Consider the following 18,221-nt stretch of genomic DNA (forward strand, 5'->3'; position numbering starts at 1 on the left):
TAAATCGTGATGCAGCACTACAGAAGCAACCACCCCAACCATGTTCATCAATTGGTGGCCAGCGTGTCCAAGCACTACTACGCGGGAAAAGATGGGCTGCTCAAATATCAGGACAAGCCCTTTGAGACGTCGTTGGCAAAGCTGGTTGGTGCCAGCCGGAGCCACATGGTCATCTACTCTCTGCGGGATCACTACTCGAAGCTTTTTTATGCCGAGGTTGGCTTTGGTCCCGGCATGCCGTCGATGCGTGCCTTCCTGGCACGTGCATGGCGACCCAAGCCAGATCAGCCCGACCTACCTTTGTGTGGCGTTCCGGAGCTGATGTTGATCCCGAAGACTGCGCAAGCGGCCTTCCCCGACGTGGTGACAGACATCGAGCACATGGGGGTTGGCCTGGTCGACGTCGCCAGTGGGTTCCAGAGTGGAATCCAAGACATCAACACCGTCGAAAACAGCATTGGCCACTACATCGGGAAGCCCATCGATCAAGTCGTTTCCTACCTCCCAACCCTTTCTGGATGGCGTGCGAAATACAAGAAGTCGACCAAAGAAAAGTCCAAGGCTGATGTGTGGCGGGAGCATGTTCCAGCCATTCGTCTGCTGCCGAAAAGCTGGGCCGAAACGCCGGCAGCTGAGCCGGTTTAAATACAGGGCCTTGCGGTTTCGGTGGGCTCCGTGATACCGTAAAAAAGCAATTCCAACCCTCACAGGCCGACCCATGTCGGCCTTAGTTATTTCTGCCCGCCCGATGAAAGTCGGTGCATGGGCATCACACACCTCCCTCTACTTCTCATCCCCTGGGTCGTCCTGAGCATCCTCGTCGGGTTCGTGCTCGGCTTGTTGGTGGCGGCGATCTTTGAAAGGCTTGTCGAGCTGCGGACAGGGGCACCCGCCAGCGTCTTCGGCATGTCTCCGCGTATACGCGGCGCCGTCAGCCCGCGCATGCTCGTCACCGGCCTGTCGTTGTCTTTCGCGGCCTTCGTTGGGATGGCGGTGCATGAGAGCTACACGACCACGGCCGTGATCCCCGCAAAGGGAGACGTCCCCACACTGGGGTTTGGCTCCACGAAGCATGAAGACGGCACGCCGGTGAAGATGGGCGAGAGCACCACGCCCGTGCGTGCCCTCATCAAGGCCCAGGCGCACATCGGCAAGGAAGAAGCGATCTTCCGCGACAGCCTGCCCGGCGTGGCCCTGCACCAGGGCGAGTACGACCTGTACATGGACTGGGTGTACCAGTTCGGCACCCCTGCCTGGCTGCGGTCTGACATGCGCCGCCAGCTGCAGGCGGGCGACTACACGCAGGCCTGCAACGCGCTGCTGAGCTACCGCAAGATGACCAGCGCCCGAAACGAGGGGCCGGGCTGGGTGGTGAACCGGCGCGATGCCCAGGGCCGCCCTACGCGGTGGGAGTTCGACTGCTCCACGCCGGGCAACAAGGTATGCCGCGGCGTCTGGACCCGCCAGGCCGAGCGCCACCAGAAGTGCATGGGGCTGCAGTGATGGCCGCCCAGCTTCTGAGCGCCCTGCTCATCGCCATCGCCCTGCTGGGCGGCGGCTACTGGTGGGGCCACACGGCCACGGACAACGCCTGGCAGGCCAAACAGGCCAAGGAAGACCAGGCCGTTTCCAAGGCGATCGACAAGGAAACCAAGCGCGCAGACCAGGCCGCCGCCAACTACCTCCGTGAACACATTGACCAGGAAGACCGCTATGCCGAACTGGACAGCAAGTATCAAACGCTGCGCAAGCGCGCTCCGCTCGTGGTTGCGGCCCGTGCGCCTCGAACCCCCGAATGTGGACCGGCCCAAGCGCCGGGGCGCGTCGAGCTACCTGCTGCTGCCGATGCTGGCGATGTGCCTCGCCTCACTCTTGCTGCTGTCCGCATGTGGAACGGCGCGCTCACCGGTGTTGATTCGCCAGCCGGTGCCTGCGGCGCTGCTGGTGCCGCCGAAGGCGCCGACGCTGCTTGTGCCGAGAGCGCCGGGCTCTCTCTTGCCGACGCCTGGTTCAACCAGGCCGTCAACGCCAAGTCCTGCGCCGAAGACCGGCAGCGGTACCAACACCTGATTGATTTTTTAAACGGAAAGTGACGCGCCATGGCGATGGAAAAAGACGAACTCATGCTGCTGGGCAAGATGGACGGCAAGCTCGACAGCATCACCGCCCACCTGGTTCGACAGGATCAGCGCATCGACGCGCTCGACCAGCGCATGGAGGAGCGCCACAACTCCATTGACAAGCGCCTGCGCGTCGTTGAGCAGAAGGCCGCGGTGGCGGGCGCCATCAGTGGCTCGGCGGTTTCCATCGGCATCGCTCTGGCGATCGAGGGCGCGAAGCAGTGGCTCAGCCGCGGGGGCTCCGGACAGTAATGGCCCACGCATCCGAGAAACGCACCCAGCTGCGGGGCCTGTACGTCTATCAGCGCCTGGCGATGGAGACCGCCTGCAAGAAGGTGGGCATTCCCCGCAGCACGGCCAACCGCTGGAAGCAGGAAGCCGCCGACAAGGGCGACGACTGGGACACCGTGCGGGCCGCCGTGGCCCTGGGCGACGACAACTTCAGCACGCTGAGCAAGAAGCTGCTGGAGGACTACCTGGTGCAGCACCAGGCCACCATGGACCAACTGCGCGATTCCAAGGACATGAGCGCGCGCGATCGGGCCGACACGCTGGCCTCCATGAGCGACAGCTTCAACAAGACGATGGCGAGCTTTAAACGCCTCTCGCCGGAGCTGAACAAGCAGGCGATCCAGCTCGACGTGTTGCAGCGCCTGGTGACTTTCGCCCAGGGTCGGTACCCGCAACACCTCACGGCCATGGTGGAGCTGCTGGAGCCGTTTGGCGAAGAACTCGCCAAGGTGAAGTGATGGAGCCGATGGTGTTGCTCGTGGCCATGTGGCTTGTGACAGACGACGAATGGCTCATGGCGGCGTTGCTGGTCATCGCCCTGCTGATCTGACCATGGCAAAGACCAGCAAAGAATTTCTCGATGGCCTGGCGGCCCTGGCCGACGGGCTGCGGCGCCAGATTGATGCCAACCTGGACGGCTGGGACGTGTCGCCCGAGGCGATCGCCGAGCGCCGCCGCAAGGTGTTTGACCCGGTGAGCGGGTACGAGTACTGGGACCGGAACTACTTCCCGCACTACGGCAAGGCCGAGCCCAGCGCGCTGCACCTGTACCTGTACAAGCGCCTCCCGGAAATCATCAATTCGCCCACCGGCCAGCGCGATGCTCTTGCTGCGGCTCGGGGCGAGGCCAAGTCCACCAAGATCAGCATGAGCTTCGTGGCCTGGTGTGTGGTCACCGAGCAGGTCTGGTACCCGATCATCGTGATGGACGTCTTCGAACAGGCGGCCGAGATGTTGGAGGCCATCAAGGCCGAGCTGGAGGCCAACCCGCGCATTGGCGGCGACTTTCCCGAGGTGTATGGCCAGGGCAAGGTGTGGCGCGCAGGCGTGATCGTGACGCGCAACGGCCGCAAGATCGAAGCGTTCGGATCTGCCAAGAAGCTTCGCGGCCGCCGCCACGGCGCGCACCGGCCCGACCTGGCGATCATGGACGACATCGAGAACGATGAGAACGTCGCCACCCCTGCCCAGCGAGACAAGCTGCAGAAGTTCGTCACCGCCAGCGTGCTGAACCTCGGGCCGCCCGATGACAGCATGCACGCGATCCTGGTGGGCACGGTGATGCACTACGACTCGGTGCTGGCCCGCTTCCTGAAAAACCCGCTGTGGAACCGCAAGGTGCTCAAGGCCATCATCCAGTGGCCCGAGCGGATGGACCTGTGGGAACAGTTCGAAGAGCTGCTACTCAACGCCGACACGCCCCAGGAGGGCGAGGCCGCAGCCATGGCCCTGTACCGTGAGCAGCAGGCGGATATGGACCGCGGCGCGGTGGTGAGCTGGCCCGCGCTGCGGCCGATCCACAAGCTGATGATCCGCCGGGCCCGAGAGGGCCACGCGGCCTTCGACAGCGAGCAGCAGAACGACCCGGTGGCGGGCGAGGACGCCCCGTTCAACGCCAGCATCCGCTTCTGGGTGAACCGGCTGGCCGAGTGGGTGTTCTACGGCGCGGCTGACCCCAGCTTGGGCAAGGCGGGCAACAGCCGCGACCCCAGCGCGCTTGGTGTTGGGGGCTACAACCGCGAGACCGGCATCCTGGACGTGGTGGAAGCCAAGATCAAGAAGCGCACGCCCGACCGGATCATCAGCGACATCATCGAGCTGCAGCGGGAGTACTGCTGCATCGTCTGGGGCGTCGAATCGGTCCAGTTCCAGGAGTTCCTGCGCACCGAGCTGGTCAAGCGCAGCGCGCAGCTGGGCGTGCCAGTACCGGCGCGGGCGCTGCTGCCGATCAGCGACAAGCTGCTGCGCATCGAAAGCCTGCAGCCGCACATGCACAACGGCCTGATCCGGCTGCACAGCAGCCAGACCACCCTGATCGACCAGTTCCGCCACTTCCCCAAAGCCGACCACGACGACGGCCCCGACATGATCGTGATGCTGTGGATGCTGGCCGTGACGGGCGGCGTGGCGGCAGCGGCCCAGGGTGGCAATACCAGTTCGCAACAGTCCGCCCGGGCGCGCTACGGCCACACGGCCCAGCGCATGTTCCGGCGCGGGTAACCGGAGACCAGCCATGACCGACGAAAAAATAACCCTCTTGATCATCCGAGGCGAACTCGCGAGCCTGCCAGAAGCCGACCGCAAGGGTATTGAGCTGGCGGCGCAGAAGCTGCGCGAGGTGGTCGCCACCCACAACGACCATGGCTGCATGGCGCTCGCCCTGGTGGCGGCCGAACTGGCCGCAGAGGACTGACACCATGGGATTTTTTGACCGAATGCTTGAAGCGGTGGGCCTCTTGCCCGCAGCCGCCCCAACACCGACACCCATGCGTGAGGCCGCCTCGGCCCAAGGCTCGGATGAACCAGGATGGCGCCGCTTGAGTGGCGATGGCTTGAGCAGCCAGAATGAGCGCGACCTGTCGCCCATGGCCCAGGACCGCATGCAGAAGGTGGCGGAATATCTCTGGCAGAGCAACCTGCTCGCCAACCGCCTAGTGGAGCTGCCCCTGGCCTACCTGCTGGCGGAGGGCGTGACACTGCAGTGCAAGGATGAAGATCATCAAAAGCTGATCAACGCTTTCTGGTCGGACCCCATCAACAACTGGCCTTTAAAACTCACCCCCAGGGTGCGTGCCCTGGGCCTGCTGGGCGAGCAGTGCTACATCGCCAACGTGCGAGATGGCGATGGCTTCGTGCGCCTGGGCTACCTGGACCCGCGCCAGATCGCCACGGTGGTGACCGACCCGGACAACCCCGAGCAGCCCATTGGCGTGGTGACCAAGCGCGACAACCGGGGCAAGCAGCACAAGTACCGCGTGGTGGTGCTGGGCGAAGACGGCGACCTGTTCAGCGCCAACACCGCCCGCATCCGCGCGGAGGACTTCGCGGACGGTGAGTGCCTGCTGTACCAGCTCAACAAGTTTCCGAACGGTAGCCGCGGCCGCAGCGACCTGCTGGGGCAGATCGACTGGCTGGACGCCTATGACGAGTTCTTGTTCAACGAACTGGACCGCATTGGCTACCTGCGCTCATTCGTGTGGGACGTGACGCTGACCGGTGCCGACCCTGAGGCGGTCAAGAAATACGAAAAAGAGTTCACCCCACCAGCGCCCAACAGCACCTTCGTGCACAACGACTCGGTGAAGTTGGAGCCCATGGCCCCCACCCTGCAGGCGGCCGACACCAGCGAGAGCGCCAGGCTGCTGCGCAACCACGTGCTGGGGGGCAGCACCACGCCCGAGCATTGGTTCGGCGGGGGCGGCGACGTGAACCGCGCCGCCGCATCGGAAATGGGCGAGCCCACCTTCAAAATCTACACCGGGCGGCAGAACTTCCTCAAGCTGGCGCTGGAGGAGATCGGGCGCTTTGTGCTGTGGAAGGCCGCCCAGGCCAGCGGAGAGAAGCCCGACTGGGCGGATGACAGGTGGCAGGTGACGGCGGTGTTCCCCGAGCTGGTGAACCGCGATGTGACCAAGTTTGCAGCGGCCATGGTCTCGGTGGTCACGGCCGTGGTCCAGATGATCGACGCCGGGCTGCTGACCGAAGAGACGGCCTTGAAGCTGGTGGCCGACGTGGCGCAGCGCTTCGGCCAGGACTTCGACGCCAAGACGGAGCTGGAGGCGGCGCGCAAGGAGCACGCCGATCGCAAGGCCAAGCGCCAGGCCGATGACAACTTCAACTTCTCGGCGGACGAACGTGAAGCTTTGCGGGCGGGCCGGGCTGGAACCCTTCCTGGAACATCTGGCACCCAAAATGTTCCAGCAGGGGGTGATGCCTCCGCAGAAGCACAGTGACGGCGGAACAGAAGTCCTTCGAGGCCGCGATCAAGGAGCGCCTGACCGAGCGCGCCAGGTTGCTGCTGGGCACCGACCAGCGCACGCTGGCGCTGCTACGCGAAGCCCTTGCGCAGATCCTCCAACAGCTGATGGCCCAGCCGGCTGACTGGAAGTTGTGGCAGCTCACCCGGCTGCGTGGGCAGCTGGAGACGGTGCTCACGGCCACAGGCAACCAGGTGGGCGCCGCTGCAAGTCTGGCGCTGCGCGACGCCTGGCAGCTGGGCGAGGACTTCGTGGACAAGCCATTGGCTGTGGCCGGCTTCAATGTCGAGATGCGCCTGCAGGCTCTGGATGCCCGTGTGCTGGCGGCCATGCGAACCTTCTCTGTGGATCGTATGAAGGACGTGACAGAAGTGGCGGCGGGCAAGATCGCGCAGCAACTGGGCCTGGTGACCATCGGTGGCAAAACGCCCTTTGAAGCGATCAAGTCGGTTGAGGCCATCCTGGGGGAGGAGTCTGCCAAGCGCGCCACCACCATCGTGCACACCGAAGTGAGCCGGGCCTTTGCGGTGGCCGGCAATGAGCGCCTGGCGCAGGCTGCGCCTCTGGTGCCCGGCCTTGGCAAGCAGTGGCGGCGCAGCGGCAAGATCCACAGCAGGTGGAACCATGACTTGATGGATGGCCAGGTAGTGGACGCCGGCAAGGCCTTCAAGGTGCCGAATCCTGGCGGCGGCTTTGACATGATGCAGTGCCCCCACGACCCGGCCGCGCCGGTGGGCCAGGTGATCAACTGCGGGTGCATTTCGATTCCGTGGATGGCCGGCTGGAAGGTATCGACCCCGGGGGCCAAGCCGTTCACCGAACGCGAGCTGAAGCTGGACGGCCGCAAAGCGGCTCTCGACCAGGCGGCAAAACAGGCCGGCAGGCGGCGCGAAGGACCAGCCCGCTAGGAGCGTTTAAAACCCTTCGATGCGGTAACCCCTTGGAAATTTCCGCCGCATGGCCTTGGCGGGCGATTTAAAAGGGGTTTAAACGTACTGACAACATTGAGGAGGTCTTGGGTTTGGGCTTGCAATGCAATGCCTGGCCAAGAACAATGGCGCTCACCATCAACTTGAGGCCGTCAATGAAAACCCAAACCGTCGACAAACTGCGCGACATCATCCACACGGAAGTGCCATCGCCGCACCTTCAAATGCTCCACAAAGATGCCTTTGCCCTCGGCTGCTACCTGCACCTGCAGGGGCAGAAGGTGGCAGGTCGCAAGATGTGTAGCGAAGTTCTGGCGGCACTGGGCTATGACAGGCGGAAAGCCTATTTCATGGATCTGCTTGACGGCCTGCAGGGCAACGAGGTTGCTTATGCTGATGGCATTTGGGCGCACAGCGAGATCAACGAGTTGTTCAACCCACACGTCCACCGAGCTGCGTGATAGCCTAGAAGCCGCTTTTCTGCATCACCCGGGCCGACTCATGTCGGCCTTAGTTTTTTGTGCCACCAACGGCACAGTCCGCTCCATCGCAACCGCTGCGACCCGCAGCTCATCCACGATGGAGTGATTGATGTCCGACGACAAAACCAAGACCGAAGGCAAGCAGCTCACCGCCGCCGAAGCCGCCAAGCGCGTGAAGCGCACCGTCATCGAAATGGTGGACGGCAAAAACGAGGCCGGCAAGGCCGTCAAGGTGCCTCGCGCCAAAAAGGTGGCTGTCGAGGCTTCCGAGGTGTTGTCCTTCAAGGACCACGGCACCCACGTGGTCGTCGTGACCAAGGACGGCCAGAAGCTCACCGACGCGGACGAGTAAGCCCACCATGAATTGGGCTCAACTCATTGCGACGCTGGCGGCCTGTGGTGGCTTGCGCACACCAGGCGCCGTGGAGACGGCTTTGCGTGAAGCGGCCGCCGCGCCCGAGCGGGACTTCCGCCAACTGATCGACATGGTTCGTGGCGCCATTGGCGCTGCAGTCTACCCGTCCAAGCCGGTCGGCGAGCGCTGGATCTCGCTGGAGGCGATCTACTCGGACCGCGCCATCGTCGAGCTGGGTGGGCGCAAGTACCAGTACGGCTACACCGTGACGGCCACGCCTTCGGGCGACCAGGTCACCCTGGCGGCGCCGGTCGAGGTCATCGAGACCTACGTGCCGACCGTGCCGGCCGACAAGACGGTGGTGCGCGAGGCCCTGGACGCTTCATTCCGCGAAGCGCAGGACGGCTCCATTGAAGTGACGCTGATTCGCGCCGGCCGCAGCGGCAACCGCAACTACTACCCCGACGCCACGCTGCGCGAGGCGGCACCCATGTTCGAGGGCGTGCGCGTGTTCGCCAAGTCCGACAGCGAGCACATCGCGGGCAAGGGCAAGGATGTGCGCAACCTGATCGGTGGCATCTACAGCGTGCGCTTTGTCGAAGGCAAGACGCCCGACACCGGCACCCTGGTGGGCACGTTCAAGGCTCTGGACCCGACCGACACGGCGGTTACCAAGATGACCGAGGCGGTCAAGCGGGGCATGCAGAGCCTGCTGGGCCTGTCCATCGACGCCGATGCCCGCACCAAGCAACGCAAGGCCGGGGCCGAAACCCTGCGCGAAGCCGTGAAGTTCACGAAGGTGCACTCCGTTGACCTGATTGTCGAACCGGGCGCTGGCGGCGGCCTGGATCGCCTGACCGAAGCCGCCGCCGACAAAACCACCACAACCGAAGGAACCGAAATGCCTCTCTGGAAGCAACGCATGTTGGAGGCCATAAAGGCCAAGGACCCCGCCAAACACGCCACCATCGACGCCGAGAAGATCGGGGACGATGAACTGGTGAACCTGCACGAAGCCGTGTGCGGCTCGCTGGTGCCCCCGGCAGGCCAGCAGCGCATGACCGAAGCCCAGGGCGACGATGCCCCCGTGACCCGCGCCGACCTGCAGGTGTTCACCCTGCGCGGTGCCGCCCGCGAGCGCATCGCCAGTGCCAAGCTGCCCCAGGCGGCCAAGGAGCGCCTGCAGGCGCAGATCGCCGCGGCCGGCGCCGACCGTCTGACCGAGGCGGCCGTGGGCGACCTGATCAAGGCCGAGGGCGACTACATCGCCCGCATGACCGAGAGCGGTTCCGTGCGTGTGCCGGTGTTCGGCGATGGCGCGATCACCGTGGGCGACCGCAGCCTGACCATGCGCGACATGCTGGACGCCTTCTGGGACCCGAAGCACAAGGACCATGGTCGGGTGCAGTCGTTCAAGGAGTGCTACATCGAGATGACCGGTGACCGCCTGGTGACCGGCCGCTTGCGCGAGTGCGACCAGTCTCGCATGGTCGAATCGCTGGGCAGCTCATCCCTGGCCGAAGTGCTGGGCGACAGCGTGACCCGGCGCATGCTGGCCGAGTACCGCGCAGCCGTGGACTTCGACGGCTGGCGCCAGCTGGTCAACGTGGTGCCGGTGAACGACTTCCGCATGCAGCACCGCACGCGCTGGGGTGGCTATGGCGACTTGCCCACCGTGGCCGAGGGTGCCGACTACCTGCCGCTCACCAGCCCTGGTGATGAAGAGGCAACCTACAAGGCGGGCAAGAAGGGCGGCACGGAAGACATCACGCTGGAGATGGTCAAGAACGACGACGTGGGCGTGATCCGTCGCATCCCAACGAAGCTGTCGCGCGCTGCCAAGCGCACGCTGGCGAAGTTCGTGTTCGACTTCCTGCGCGCCAACCCGGTGATCTACGACACGAAGGCGCTGTTCCATGTGGACCACGCCAACCTGTTCACGGCAGCTCTGTCCAAGGCCGAGCTGGCAGTCCACCGCCTGGCGATGCTCAAGCAGACCGAGCTGACCAGCGACGACCGCATCGGTATCGCGCCGTCCCGCCTTGTGGTGCCTGCCGACCAGCAGGAAGCTGCGGTCGACCTGTTCAAGCTGTCCACCAACAACGAGAAGACGTTCATCCAGTCGCTGACCATGAACATCATCCCGGTGTGGTACTGGACCGATGCCAATGACTGGTGCACGGCCGCCGACCCGGCCGACATCCCCGGCATCGAGATGGGCTTCATGGACGGCAAGGAAGAGCCGGAGCTGTTCGTGCAGGACACGCCCAACGTGGGCTCGATGTTCGCAGCCGACAAGCTGACTTACAAGATTCGCCACATCTACGGCGGCGCGGTGACCGACTACCGCGCCTTCACCAAGGCCGTGGTGGCCTGATTCGGATACCACCCCAGCGAGGCCGCTGATCCACGCCGGTTGTTGGCCACTGGCGTGGGGAGGTTCGAGACCAACTTTGCCCCCCAACCTTCTCCGGCTTGAATAAGGGGTGAGCGGTGTAGGTAGAAGCCGGAACTAATTTTTTAAGCAACCACCCATGGCCCTGGCCGACTTCCAAGCTCTCATAGGTGACCTCGCCCGCGACCAGGGTGAGGTGCTCAGTGCAGATACGCGTGCCCGCGCGCTGGAAGCGGCTCGCCTGCAGTACAGCGCGGACCGCCCTCGCTTGATGGTGGACGACGTAACCTGGCAGGCCGATGCGCTGGCGCCCGTGCCAACCGGCTGGACAGAGAGCGCCTGGATCAAGGCGGCTGAGTACCCCATTGGCAGCGACCCGCTGTCTCTGATCGACGTCACGGCCCATCTGTCTCCAGGCGGCTGGCAGCTCATGGCAGCGCAATACGTGCCCGTGGGCGCCCAGGTGCGCGTGACGTTCATGGCCGAGCACGAGCTGTCGGCCACGGCAGACACGGTGCCGGTGATGCACCGCCTGGCGGTGGCGCAGTATGCGGCGCACCTGCTGTGCCACCAGCTGGCCACCTACTACAGCGCGCAGCGCGAGACCATGCTGGGCTCAGACGCCAGCATGACCGAGACGCGTGCGCGCGAGTTCGCAGCACGTTCCAAGGAGCTGCGCTCGGCCTATTACGTGGGCATTGGCCTGACAGACCCCTTCAAGGCCACGGGCAGCGCCAGCGCGCCAGGCTCTGCGGCCGCAGGCGTGGTGAGCTGGCCCAGCCGCAACCCGCGCCACCGCCTGGTGCAGCGAGGTGGGCTGTGAGCTTGACCATCAGCATCTCCGGGTTGCAGGCGATCGCGTGGGGCCTGGCCCAGGCGCCGGCGTACACCCGCCAGGTGCTCCTGGAAGCCATGACCGAGGCCACGCTGCTGGCACAGCGGGAGTGGCAAGAGAACCTGCCTCGCGTCTCGGGCCTGACGGCCGCGAGCATCACGAGCGACACGTTCAGCACGCCCGTCGGGGTGCTGGGTGTTGTGGCCAGCAGCCAGCCCAGCGCCCTCTTCCTGGAGCTTGGCACCAAGCCGCACATGCCGCCCGTGGAGGCGATGGTGCCCTGGGTGAAGGCGGTGCTGGGCATCTCCGATCCCAAAGAGGTCAAGCGCGTGGCCTGGCTGGTGGCGCGCAAGATCGCCAAGAAGGGCACCCCAGCCCAGCGGCCCATGGGCCGGGCGGTGGAGTCCACCACGGGCCAGATCGTGGCGATGTTTGAACGGGCTGCCGGGCGCATTGCCGAGTTCCTGGTTGGAGGTGGTGCAGCATGAGCACGCCATCCACCCTGGCCGACACGCGCACCGCGCTGCTGGCTCTGCTGCGCGCGGTGCCCGCCGTTGGCGTTGTGCACCCGTGCGAGCGCTATGCCAGCAGTGAGCAGGGATTTAAACAGGCCTACCTCTACACGCACACCGATCCGGCCGCTGATGCATTTGGCACGGACAGCCACGTGCGCGGCTGGTACATCCGCCGGGCAGGCACCTTGGAAAGCACCGCCAACGGTCGGATCATGAATGAGAACACCTGGCTGGTGCGCGGCTACCTGTCGTTTAAAGATTCCATCGAGAGCGAGCTGATCTTTGATGAGCTGGTCGAGCGCATGCGTGATGCCGTGCGCGTGGACGGCTCGCTGGGCCTGCCCGGTCTGATCGGCTCCGGGCCGTTCCAAGAGCGCGGTGTCCAGGTGTCGGGCGCTGGCCCAGTGATCTTCGCCGGGGTGCTGTGCCACAGCGCCGCACTGGAGTTCAAGACCCGCAACTGGGTCGAATGGAGAAAGCCATGAGCACACAACCCACGGACAAGAAGCCGACACACCGGCGCAGCAAAGCGCTTGCCATGGAACGAGTGACGCTCACCCACGAGCACACGCACCTGGGCAAGAAGCACCCGCCTGGAGCCGAGCTATCGGTGCACCCAGCAACCGCTCGCTGGCTGCGCGATGCCGGCGTCGTATCTCCCACCACCACAACCAACAAGGATTGACCCATGTCTTCGGAAAACATCATCAAGCGCGTTTTTGAGCCGACCGCCTTGGTCGGCAAGGTTTCGGCCCGCAAATACGGTACGACGGGGAGCTTTTTCCCGATTGGCAACACACTGAAGCTGACGCTGACGCATGCCGAAAGCGAAGAGACGCAGCCGAACATGTCTCGACTCGGCGGTGGCGTCTACGCTTCCCTGCGCCGCATCACGTCTGCGGGGATCGAGATGGAGCTGGCTGATATGAGCGTGACCAACATTGCTCGCGCCAGCCAGGCCACCGTGCATGGCGTGGAAACCGGTTCGGTGACTGCGGAGCAGCACGCCGTGCAACTGGGTGGCAAGCTGCGCACCGCTCACATGGATATCACGAACGTCCGGGTGTACAAGGGCGCTGCGCCTGGCACCGCCACCGTGACCGACGAGGAGCACCTGGCCGTGGACAAGGGCGACCTGATCACGCTGGCCAACAGCGACGTCACGAACGTCGTCGTTAAAACGGGTGCCACCTTGGGCGCTGCCACCGAGCTTGCGGCGGCCGGCAACTACACCGTGGTCAACGGCAACCAGATCCAGGTGGCGGCCAACGCACCGGGCGTAACCGATGGCCAGAGCTTCTGGGTCAGCTACCAGCACCCCACCGGTGTCCTGGTACCGGCTGCAGGCAACTACGAAGTGGACACGGCCAGTGTTTATGTGTACCCCGAGGCCTCGAACCTCATTGAAGGAGACACGGTTTTCTTGGCCTATGACTACGGGAGCTACGCGGTGTTGGAAGCGATGACCGCCGAGCCCGTGGAACTGGAGCTGCTGTTTGAAGGCCTGAACGAAACGGGGACGAAAAAGCCCTCCGTCGTGGACATCTGGCGCGTGAGCCAGGGCGTGGCATCAAGCATCGCGCTGCTGGCCGAGAAGGGCTTTTCCACGTTGCCGATCAAGGGCACCCTGGTGGAAGACCCCACGAAGACGGGTGAAGGCATCAGCAAGTTCTACCGGGTGCGCAAGGCCTGACCCTTTCCCCTTCCGAAGCAGCTAAGGCCGACTTATGTCGGCCTTAGCTTTTGGCGCTGCGTGCGAGAAAGTCGGGTCATGGGTGCACGAGCACCTGCCACGCACGCTTGCTCATGACCACCCAAAAAGTTGACATCCTCATCACGGCGAATGACCAGGCCACGCCTTCCGTGCGAGACTTGGCGGATGGTTCTGCTGATGCCGAGAAGAATGTCAGCGACCTGGGCGCGAGCGCGGAACAGGCCGGCCAGAAAGTTGATGGGTTTGGCGCTGGTGCGGCGCAGGCTGATGTCAAGGTCGATGGGCTGAGCGACGCCGCTGCCGGGGCGGGCGAGCAAGCGCAGGCACTTGGCAAGGGCTACGAACAAGCGGCTGATGGCATGAGTGCTGCCGCCAAGGCCGCGACGGAGAAGACGGCGGCGATCAAGAGCGCGCTCGATGTTGAGCGCTCCGAGATTGAGCTGGCGAAGCGCACGCTGGACTTGCAGGCGGCGCAGCAGCGGGGATTGCTGCAGCTCGCCCAAGCCAAGGGCGACGAGACTGCGGCAACGAAAGCCATGAACGGGCTGCAGCAGATCGAAGTCGATCAGTTGGCCCTGGTAGCCCGAGCGAAGCGCGCAGAGGCAGCTGCGGTACAGGCAGCCACCAGCGCCCGGCGCGATGCGCTGTCGGCCGTTGGGCCACTCACGCAGGCCCAGCAGCGCGAGCTGCAAGCGGCGGACAACACGGCCAAGGCGCTGCGCACGGAAGCCGCAGCAGCCGACGAAGCGGCACGCCAGGTGCGCGGACTGGGCAACAACCTGCAGGAGACAGCCGACAAAGGGCCGGCGCTGAATACGGCGCTTTCGGCGGTGGGTAAGGCTGTTGCGGGCCTCTTCGCTCTGAACAAGGCGAAGGACTTCGCGCTCGACACCATCGCCCTGGCCGACGCCTACGGCCAGATGGCCGAGCGCATTGCCATGGCCACGCCGATCGCCGACGAATACGACCTGGTGCAGCGGCGCATCCTTGAATCGGCAAACTTGACCTATCGGCGCCTGGACGAGCAGCAGGAGCTGTACATCCGCACCGCCGACGCGCTGCGGGGCATGGGCTTCGCGACCAGCGATGTGCTGGACATCACCGATTCGTTCAGCTACCTGCTGACCACCAACGCGGCCACGGTGGAGCGCGGGCAGAACGCGATCGACGCGTACACGAAGAGCATCCAGTCCGGTCGCATCGAAGTGGACGCCTGGCAGTCCATCATGGCCGCCACGCCGACCATTGTGAATGCGGTGGCGCAGGCTACGGGCAAGACGGCGGACGAGGTGCGCCGCCTGGGCATCACCGGCAAACTGTCGATCAACGACCTGAACGAGGGCCTGCGGCAGACCGTTGAACTGAACAAGGAAGCCGCTGCCGGCATGAGCGCCACGGTGGCCGACGCGGTGACCCGCTTGACCAACACCTGGACCCAATACATCGGCGAGGCGAACCGGGCGAACCAAAGCACCGAGAAGATCGTCAACACGATCAACCTGCTCACCGAGAACCTGGACACGGTGGTGCGGGTGGCGACTGCGGCGGGCGAGGTGATGGCGGTGGTGTGGGGTGTGAAGGCGCTGGGCGCGCTCCGTTTGTACATGGCGGAGGTGGCTGCGGCCGCCACAGCAACGTCGGCCGCAATGGCTGGCATCACATCCGCGGGCGAAAAGGCAGCGCTGGGCCTCAAGGCGGCGGGAATGCTGGCGGCTTCAGGTTGGGCGGGATGGGAGATTGGAACCTTCCTCAAGGACGAGTTTGAGGTGGTCGAGCAAGCCGGCATCGCGACGGCCGCTGGCCTTAGCCGCGCTGCGGCGCAGTACCAGACCGCGTGGGAGATGGCCAAAGCGGTGTTTACAGACGACACCATTGAGGCGGCCAACCAGCGCCTGGCGGAGCGCATCGCACAGATCGACGACGTGTATGCCGACATGTTCGCCAACGTCGGTAAGGGGATGCCCAAGGTCGCGAACGACACCAAGAAGGCGGGCGATGCGGCTGCTGATGCGGCGAAACAGATCCGCGATTTTGAGGCTGCCCAGGTGGAGGCCTGGGAAGCCGCTCGCGTGTCCAAGGTGGGAGACACCCAGGCCGCCGAAGCCAACCTGCAGGTGCAGCTCAAGCTGGCGCAGCAGAGCGAGCAGATGGCCCTTTTCATGGGCGATGAGTACGAAGCGCGCAAGGCCAAGATTCTGCAGATGGAGATCGAGATCCAGCTCGTGAATGCCAAGGTGGCTGTGCAGCGGGCGGAGGCCGAAGGTTCGATTGCCGTGGCCCAGGCCAAGCTGGCGGAGATGGCAGCGAACAAAGAGGTCAACCTTGTCAAGCAAGCCGAGCTGGAGAGCGCCATCAAGCTGGCCCAGGCCAAGCTGGCCGAGGCCGATGCCACCGGCAAGAGCACCGAGCTGCTCCAGAAACAACTGAACCTGTTCCGCAATGGCGGTAACGCGGCCGACGGCTACCGAGGGTCGATTGACGGCGTCTCCGGGGCCCAGGCCCGGCTGGCCCAGACTACCGATGCAGCCACGGCCGCGATGCAGCGCCAACGAGATCTGTACGCCAGCCCGTTGGGCGCGGGAAAGTACGGCCGGCCCGAGGGCGGGAGCGTCACAGGCAATACACGCGAGGAGCGACTCGCCGGCCAGAACGCGGTGGACAACAGGCTGATGTTCGAGTTGCGCGCCAAGCTCGATGCGGGGTTGCTCACTGCTGCCGACAGAGCGGACATCGATGCGGTGATCGCGGCGCTGGATCAGAACGAGGCCGTGAACCGAGATATTGACCGGTTGAACCCGGGTGCATTCAGCAGCGCGGGCGCAGCCGATCGGAACGAGTGGCGCCAGGTGCGCACCCGGCTGGCGCAAGCGCTGGGCAATACGACGCTGGGCGGTCAAACCGGTGGCGGCGGACAACGTGGCGAGCAGTTCTCGACGCCATCGAAAACCGTCAACGTGAAGATCGACGGCGGCCGTGGTCGGCGCGAGACCGTCAACACGGACGATGCCGGCGCCGCGGCGCTGGTGCGATCCCTTGAGCACGCCGCGCGGCGCAGTTGAGCCATGGCCATCACGCTCACCTACAACGGCACCGTCGCAAACCTGGGCGACCGGCTCATCTGGACGGACGAATTCGGCCAGTCTCCCGTCAAGCAAGTCAAGGGCTCGAGCACCACCGGCGCCTTGCTTGTGCACGTCGGGGTGCTCCAGGCGGGCCGCCAGATCACGCTCGACGGCGTGGATTCCAAGGCCTGGATACCGCGATCGCTGTGTGAGTCGCTGGAGCTGTGGGCGGCGCTGCCGGACATCACGCTGACGCTGGTGCTGCGTGGCGTGGCGCGCCAGGTCATGTTCGATCACGAACGGGGAGCCTTCGAGGCCACGCCCATCTGGCTTCTGGCGGACGGCGAGCAAACACCCGATGAGGTATTCCTCCCCATCCTCCGGCTTTTCACCACCAATGCTTTTTAAAAGGAGATGTCATGAGCGATCAATCTGATCAGGCCGCGAACTTGTCCGCCATCCTTCGCGCCCGGGCCGCGCTGGTGGCGGTCTGGGCGTGGCTCAAGGGCAAGCCGGTTGCAACCTCATTGAGCCTGGTGGCCGCGCTGGTGCTCTCGATGGTTGTAGGCCAGCCGATCGGCTGGCCATTCGATCCCACCACCGAGCAGCTCGCACCGCAGCCTGCGGTCACCAAGGCCGACCAAGTCGCAGACAACCCGATCACCACCTTGTCGGCGCGCGTTGACGTGCTGGAAGACCAGGTGGCCGAGCTGCGGGACCAGATGGCCACGTTGCAAGAGCCGCAACCAACGGCCGCGCCGCAGCCTGGCGCGCGCCGCGCATCCGGTATCAGCCAAGCCCACCAACCCAGCCCGGCCCCAGGGAGCAAGCGCTGGGGCACCACCGACCTTGATCGCGAGATCGAGGAGTTCTCTCAATCCATCAGCAGCCTGGAGTCCGCCAAATGAAACGCACCATCATCACCATCGCACTCACGGCACTGGCCGCCATCGGCCTGAGCGCCTGCCAGACCAACCCGGCCAAGCCCGAGCCCACCGCCGCCGCTCCTGCCGGGAAGAAGACCCTCGTGGAGATGGAATACGAGCTGCGCAAGCTGGAGATCGAAGGCCAGAACGCCCGCGAGGAGCGCTCGCAAAAGGCGCTGATCAAGTTCGGCGCCGAGGCCGACAACGACTTCGCGAAGGGTGTGGTCGCTGGCCTGTTGGGTGGGGGCCAAAAGCAAGCCTCGGCGCCTGAGCCCTCGCGCCGCAGCTTGCTGGATTCGGTGACGCAGGCGGAGTCGATCGAGCTGCGCAAGCTGGAGCTGCAAGACAAGAACAGCTGGTGGAACCGGGGCCTGCAGGTATTCGATCGCGCACTGGGCTACCGCCAGTACAGCAAGGGCCTGAGCCTGCAGCGCTTCGGCATGCAGCTCAATGCCGACCAGGACCGATACCGCCTGGATGCGATCCGAGGCGCTCAGCAGGATGCATATGAGTTCAGCTCTGGCGCTTTCGAATCGGGCAGCACAGCCACGCTCAACGGCGTAGCCGCTGGCCGCACGCCATCCACCGAAACCACCACGCCAGCCGCCGAGTAAGCCGCC

21 protein-coding genes are annotated in these 18,221 nt (G+C 64.8%); all 21 read left to right on the plus strand.

The window, feature by feature from the left end; genetic code table 11:
* The first annotated feature begins 6 nt into the window (after window positions 1-6).
* The 21 genes from KIH07_RS02920 (at window position 7) to KIH07_RS03025 (ending at window position 18,215) form a co-directional block, all read left to right on the plus strand.
* Entirely contained in the window at window positions 7-645 is a 639-nt protein-coding gene (locus tag KIH07_RS02920) for a hypothetical protein (protein ID WP_226490544.1), read from the plus strand.
* A gap of 117 nt (window positions 646-762) precedes the next feature.
* Window positions 763-1,503 (plus strand): glycoside hydrolase family protein, encoded by a 741-nt coding sequence (locus KIH07_RS02925; protein ID WP_226490545.1) that lies wholly within the window; start codon window positions 763-765, stop codon window positions 1,501-1,503.
* Entirely contained in the window at window positions 1,503-2,093 is a 591-nt protein-coding gene (locus KIH07_RS02930) for a hypothetical protein (protein ID WP_226490546.1), read from the plus strand. The genes KIH07_RS02925 and KIH07_RS02930 overlap by 1 nt, the downstream gene beginning before the upstream one ends.
* 6 nt (window positions 2,094-2,099) lie before the next feature.
* The gene (locus KIH07_RS02935) at window positions 2,100-2,372 is read left to right on the plus strand and encodes a hypothetical protein (RefSeq protein WP_226490547.1); all 273 of its coding nucleotides are present in this window, start codon (window positions 2,100-2,102) and stop codon (window positions 2,370-2,372) included.
* The gene (locus KIH07_RS02940; RefSeq protein ID WP_226490548.1) at window positions 2,372-2,869 is read left to right on the plus strand and encodes a DUF1804 family protein; all 498 of its coding nucleotides are present in this window, start codon (window positions 2,372-2,374) and stop codon (window positions 2,867-2,869) included. Before KIH07_RS02935 ends, KIH07_RS02940 begins: the two co-directional genes overlap by 1 nt.
* Window positions 2,870-2,963: 94 nt before the next feature.
* Complete coding sequence (gene terL / locus KIH07_RS02945) at window positions 2,964-4,631, plus strand: phage terminase large subunit (protein WP_226490549.1); 1,668 nt, start codon at window positions 2,964-2,966, stop codon at window positions 4,629-4,631.
* Window positions 4,632-4,644: 13 nt separating this feature from the next.
* Window positions 4,645-4,824 carry a hypothetical protein gene (locus KIH07_RS02950; RefSeq protein ID WP_226490550.1) on the plus strand — a complete coding sequence of 60 codons (180 nt, stop codon included), beginning with the start codon at window positions 4,645-4,647 and terminating at the stop codon, window positions 4,822-4,824.
* 139 nt (window positions 4,825-4,963) lie between these two features.
* On the plus strand, window positions 4,964-6,364 hold the full coding sequence (locus tag KIH07_RS02955) for a hypothetical protein (RefSeq protein ID WP_226490551.1): 1,401 nt from the start codon (window positions 4,964-4,966) through the stop codon (window positions 6,362-6,364).
* 59 nt (window positions 6,365-6,423) lie between these two features.
* Complete coding sequence (locus KIH07_RS02960; protein WP_226490552.1) at window positions 6,424-7,296, plus strand: hypothetical protein; 873 nt, start codon at window positions 6,424-6,426, stop codon at window positions 7,294-7,296.
* A gap of 176 nt (window positions 7,297-7,472) precedes the next feature.
* Entirely contained in the window at window positions 7,473-7,778 is a 306-nt protein-coding gene (locus KIH07_RS02965) for a hypothetical protein (RefSeq protein WP_226490553.1), read from the plus strand.
* A gap of 130 nt (window positions 7,779-7,908) precedes the next feature.
* Entirely contained in the window at window positions 7,909-8,151 is a 243-nt protein-coding gene (locus KIH07_RS02970; protein WP_226490554.1) for a hypothetical protein, read from the plus strand.
* Window positions 8,152-8,158: 7 nt separating this feature from the next.
* Window positions 8,159-10,531 (plus strand): hypothetical protein, encoded by a 2,373-nt coding sequence (locus tag KIH07_RS02975; protein ID WP_226490555.1) that lies wholly within the window; start codon window positions 8,159-8,161, stop codon window positions 10,529-10,531.
* A gap of 157 nt (window positions 10,532-10,688) precedes the next feature.
* Window positions 10,689-11,372 (plus strand): hypothetical protein, encoded by a 684-nt coding sequence (locus KIH07_RS02980; protein WP_226490556.1) that lies wholly within the window; start codon window positions 10,689-10,691, stop codon window positions 11,370-11,372.
* A 2-nt stretch (window positions 11,373-11,374) separates the two neighbouring features.
* Window positions 11,375-11,872, plus strand: coding sequence for a hypothetical protein (locus KIH07_RS02985; protein ID WP_264181786.1), 498 nt, complete (start codon window positions 11,375-11,377; stop codon window positions 11,870-11,872).
* Window positions 11,869-12,384 (plus strand): hypothetical protein, encoded by a 516-nt coding sequence (locus tag KIH07_RS02990; protein WP_226490558.1) that lies wholly within the window; start codon window positions 11,869-11,871, stop codon window positions 12,382-12,384. Before KIH07_RS02985 ends, KIH07_RS02990 begins: the two co-directional genes overlap by 4 nt.
* Window positions 12,381-12,584 carry a hypothetical protein gene (locus KIH07_RS02995; protein ID WP_226490559.1) on the plus strand — a complete coding sequence of 68 codons (204 nt, stop codon included), beginning with the start codon at window positions 12,381-12,383 and terminating at the stop codon, window positions 12,582-12,584. The genes KIH07_RS02990 and KIH07_RS02995 overlap by 4 nt, the downstream gene beginning before the upstream one ends.
* Before the next feature lie 3 nt (window positions 12,585-12,587).
* Entirely contained in the window at window positions 12,588-13,592 is a 1,005-nt protein-coding gene (locus tag KIH07_RS03000; RefSeq protein WP_226490560.1) for a hypothetical protein, read from the plus strand.
* A 113-nt stretch (window positions 13,593-13,705) separates the two neighbouring features.
* Window positions 13,706-16,672, plus strand: coding sequence for a tape measure protein (locus KIH07_RS25325; RefSeq protein ID WP_264181787.1), 2,967 nt, complete (start codon window positions 13,706-13,708; stop codon window positions 16,670-16,672).
* Between the two features lie 3 nt (window positions 16,673-16,675).
* Window positions 16,676-17,083: a hypothetical protein gene (locus KIH07_RS03015; RefSeq protein WP_226490561.1), complete on the plus strand. Its 408-nt coding sequence runs from the start codon at window positions 16,676-16,678 to the stop codon at window positions 17,081-17,083.
* A gap of 11 nt (window positions 17,084-17,094) precedes the next feature.
* A complete protein-coding gene (locus KIH07_RS03020) occupies window positions 17,095-17,583 on the plus strand; it encodes a hypothetical protein (RefSeq protein WP_226490562.1) in 489 nt (162 codons plus the stop codon).
* Entirely contained in the window at window positions 17,580-18,215 is a 636-nt protein-coding gene (locus tag KIH07_RS03025; protein WP_226490563.1) for a hypothetical protein, read from the plus strand. Before KIH07_RS03020 ends, KIH07_RS03025 begins: the two co-directional genes overlap by 4 nt.
* Window positions 18,216-18,221: the final 6 nt, after the last annotated feature.

The sequence above is a fragment of the Hydrogenophaga taeniospiralis genome (assembly GCF_020510445.1).
Taxonomy (GTDB): domain Bacteria; phylum Pseudomonadota; class Gammaproteobacteria; order Burkholderiales; family Burkholderiaceae_C; genus Hydrogenophaga.

Coding starts and splice junctions, on each gene's coding strand:
- KIH07_RS02925 (WP_226490545.1), top strand. CDS start 763: ATGGGCATCACACACCTCCCTCTACTTCTCATCCCCTGGGTCGTCCTG.
- KIH07_RS02930 (WP_226490546.1), top strand. CDS start 1,503: ATGGCCGCCCAGCTTCTGAGCGCCCTGCTCATCGCCATCGCCCTGCTG.
- KIH07_RS02935 (WP_226490547.1), top strand. CDS start 2,100: ATGGCGATGGAAAAAGACGAACTCATGCTGCTGGGCAAGATGGACGGC.
- KIH07_RS02940 (WP_226490548.1), top strand. CDS start 2,372: ATGGCCCACGCATCCGAGAAACGCACCCAGCTGCGGGGCCTGTACGTC.
- terL (WP_226490549.1), top strand. CDS start 2,964: ATGGCAAAGACCAGCAAAGAATTTCTCGATGGCCTGGCGGCCCTGGCC.
- KIH07_RS02950 (WP_226490550.1), top strand. CDS start 4,645: ATGACCGACGAAAAAATAACCCTCTTGATCATCCGAGGCGAACTCGCG.
- KIH07_RS02965 (WP_226490553.1), top strand. CDS start 7,473: ATGAAAACCCAAACCGTCGACAAACTGCGCGACATCATCCACACGGAA.
- KIH07_RS02970 (WP_226490554.1), top strand. CDS start 7,909: ATGTCCGACGACAAAACCAAGACCGAAGGCAAGCAGCTCACCGCCGCC.
- KIH07_RS02975 (WP_226490555.1), top strand. CDS start 8,159: ATGAATTGGGCTCAACTCATTGCGACGCTGGCGGCCTGTGGTGGCTTG.
- KIH07_RS02980 (WP_226490556.1), top strand. CDS start 10,689: ATGGCCCTGGCCGACTTCCAAGCTCTCATAGGTGACCTCGCCCGCGAC.
- KIH07_RS02990 (WP_226490558.1), top strand. CDS start 11,869: ATGAGCACGCCATCCACCCTGGCCGACACGCGCACCGCGCTGCTGGCT.
- KIH07_RS02995 (WP_226490559.1), top strand. CDS start 12,381: ATGAGCACACAACCCACGGACAAGAAGCCGACACACCGGCGCAGCAAA.
- KIH07_RS03000 (WP_226490560.1), top strand. CDS start 12,588: ATGTCTTCGGAAAACATCATCAAGCGCGTTTTTGAGCCGACCGCCTTG.
- KIH07_RS25325 (WP_264181787.1), top strand. CDS start 13,706: ATGACCACCCAAAAAGTTGACATCCTCATCACGGCGAATGACCAGGCC.
- KIH07_RS03015 (WP_226490561.1), top strand. CDS start 16,676: ATGGCCATCACGCTCACCTACAACGGCACCGTCGCAAACCTGGGCGAC.
- KIH07_RS03020 (WP_226490562.1), top strand. CDS start 17,095: ATGAGCGATCAATCTGATCAGGCCGCGAACTTGTCCGCCATCCTTCGC.
- KIH07_RS03025 (WP_226490563.1), top strand. CDS start 17,580: ATGAAACGCACCATCATCACCATCGCACTCACGGCACTGGCCGCCATC.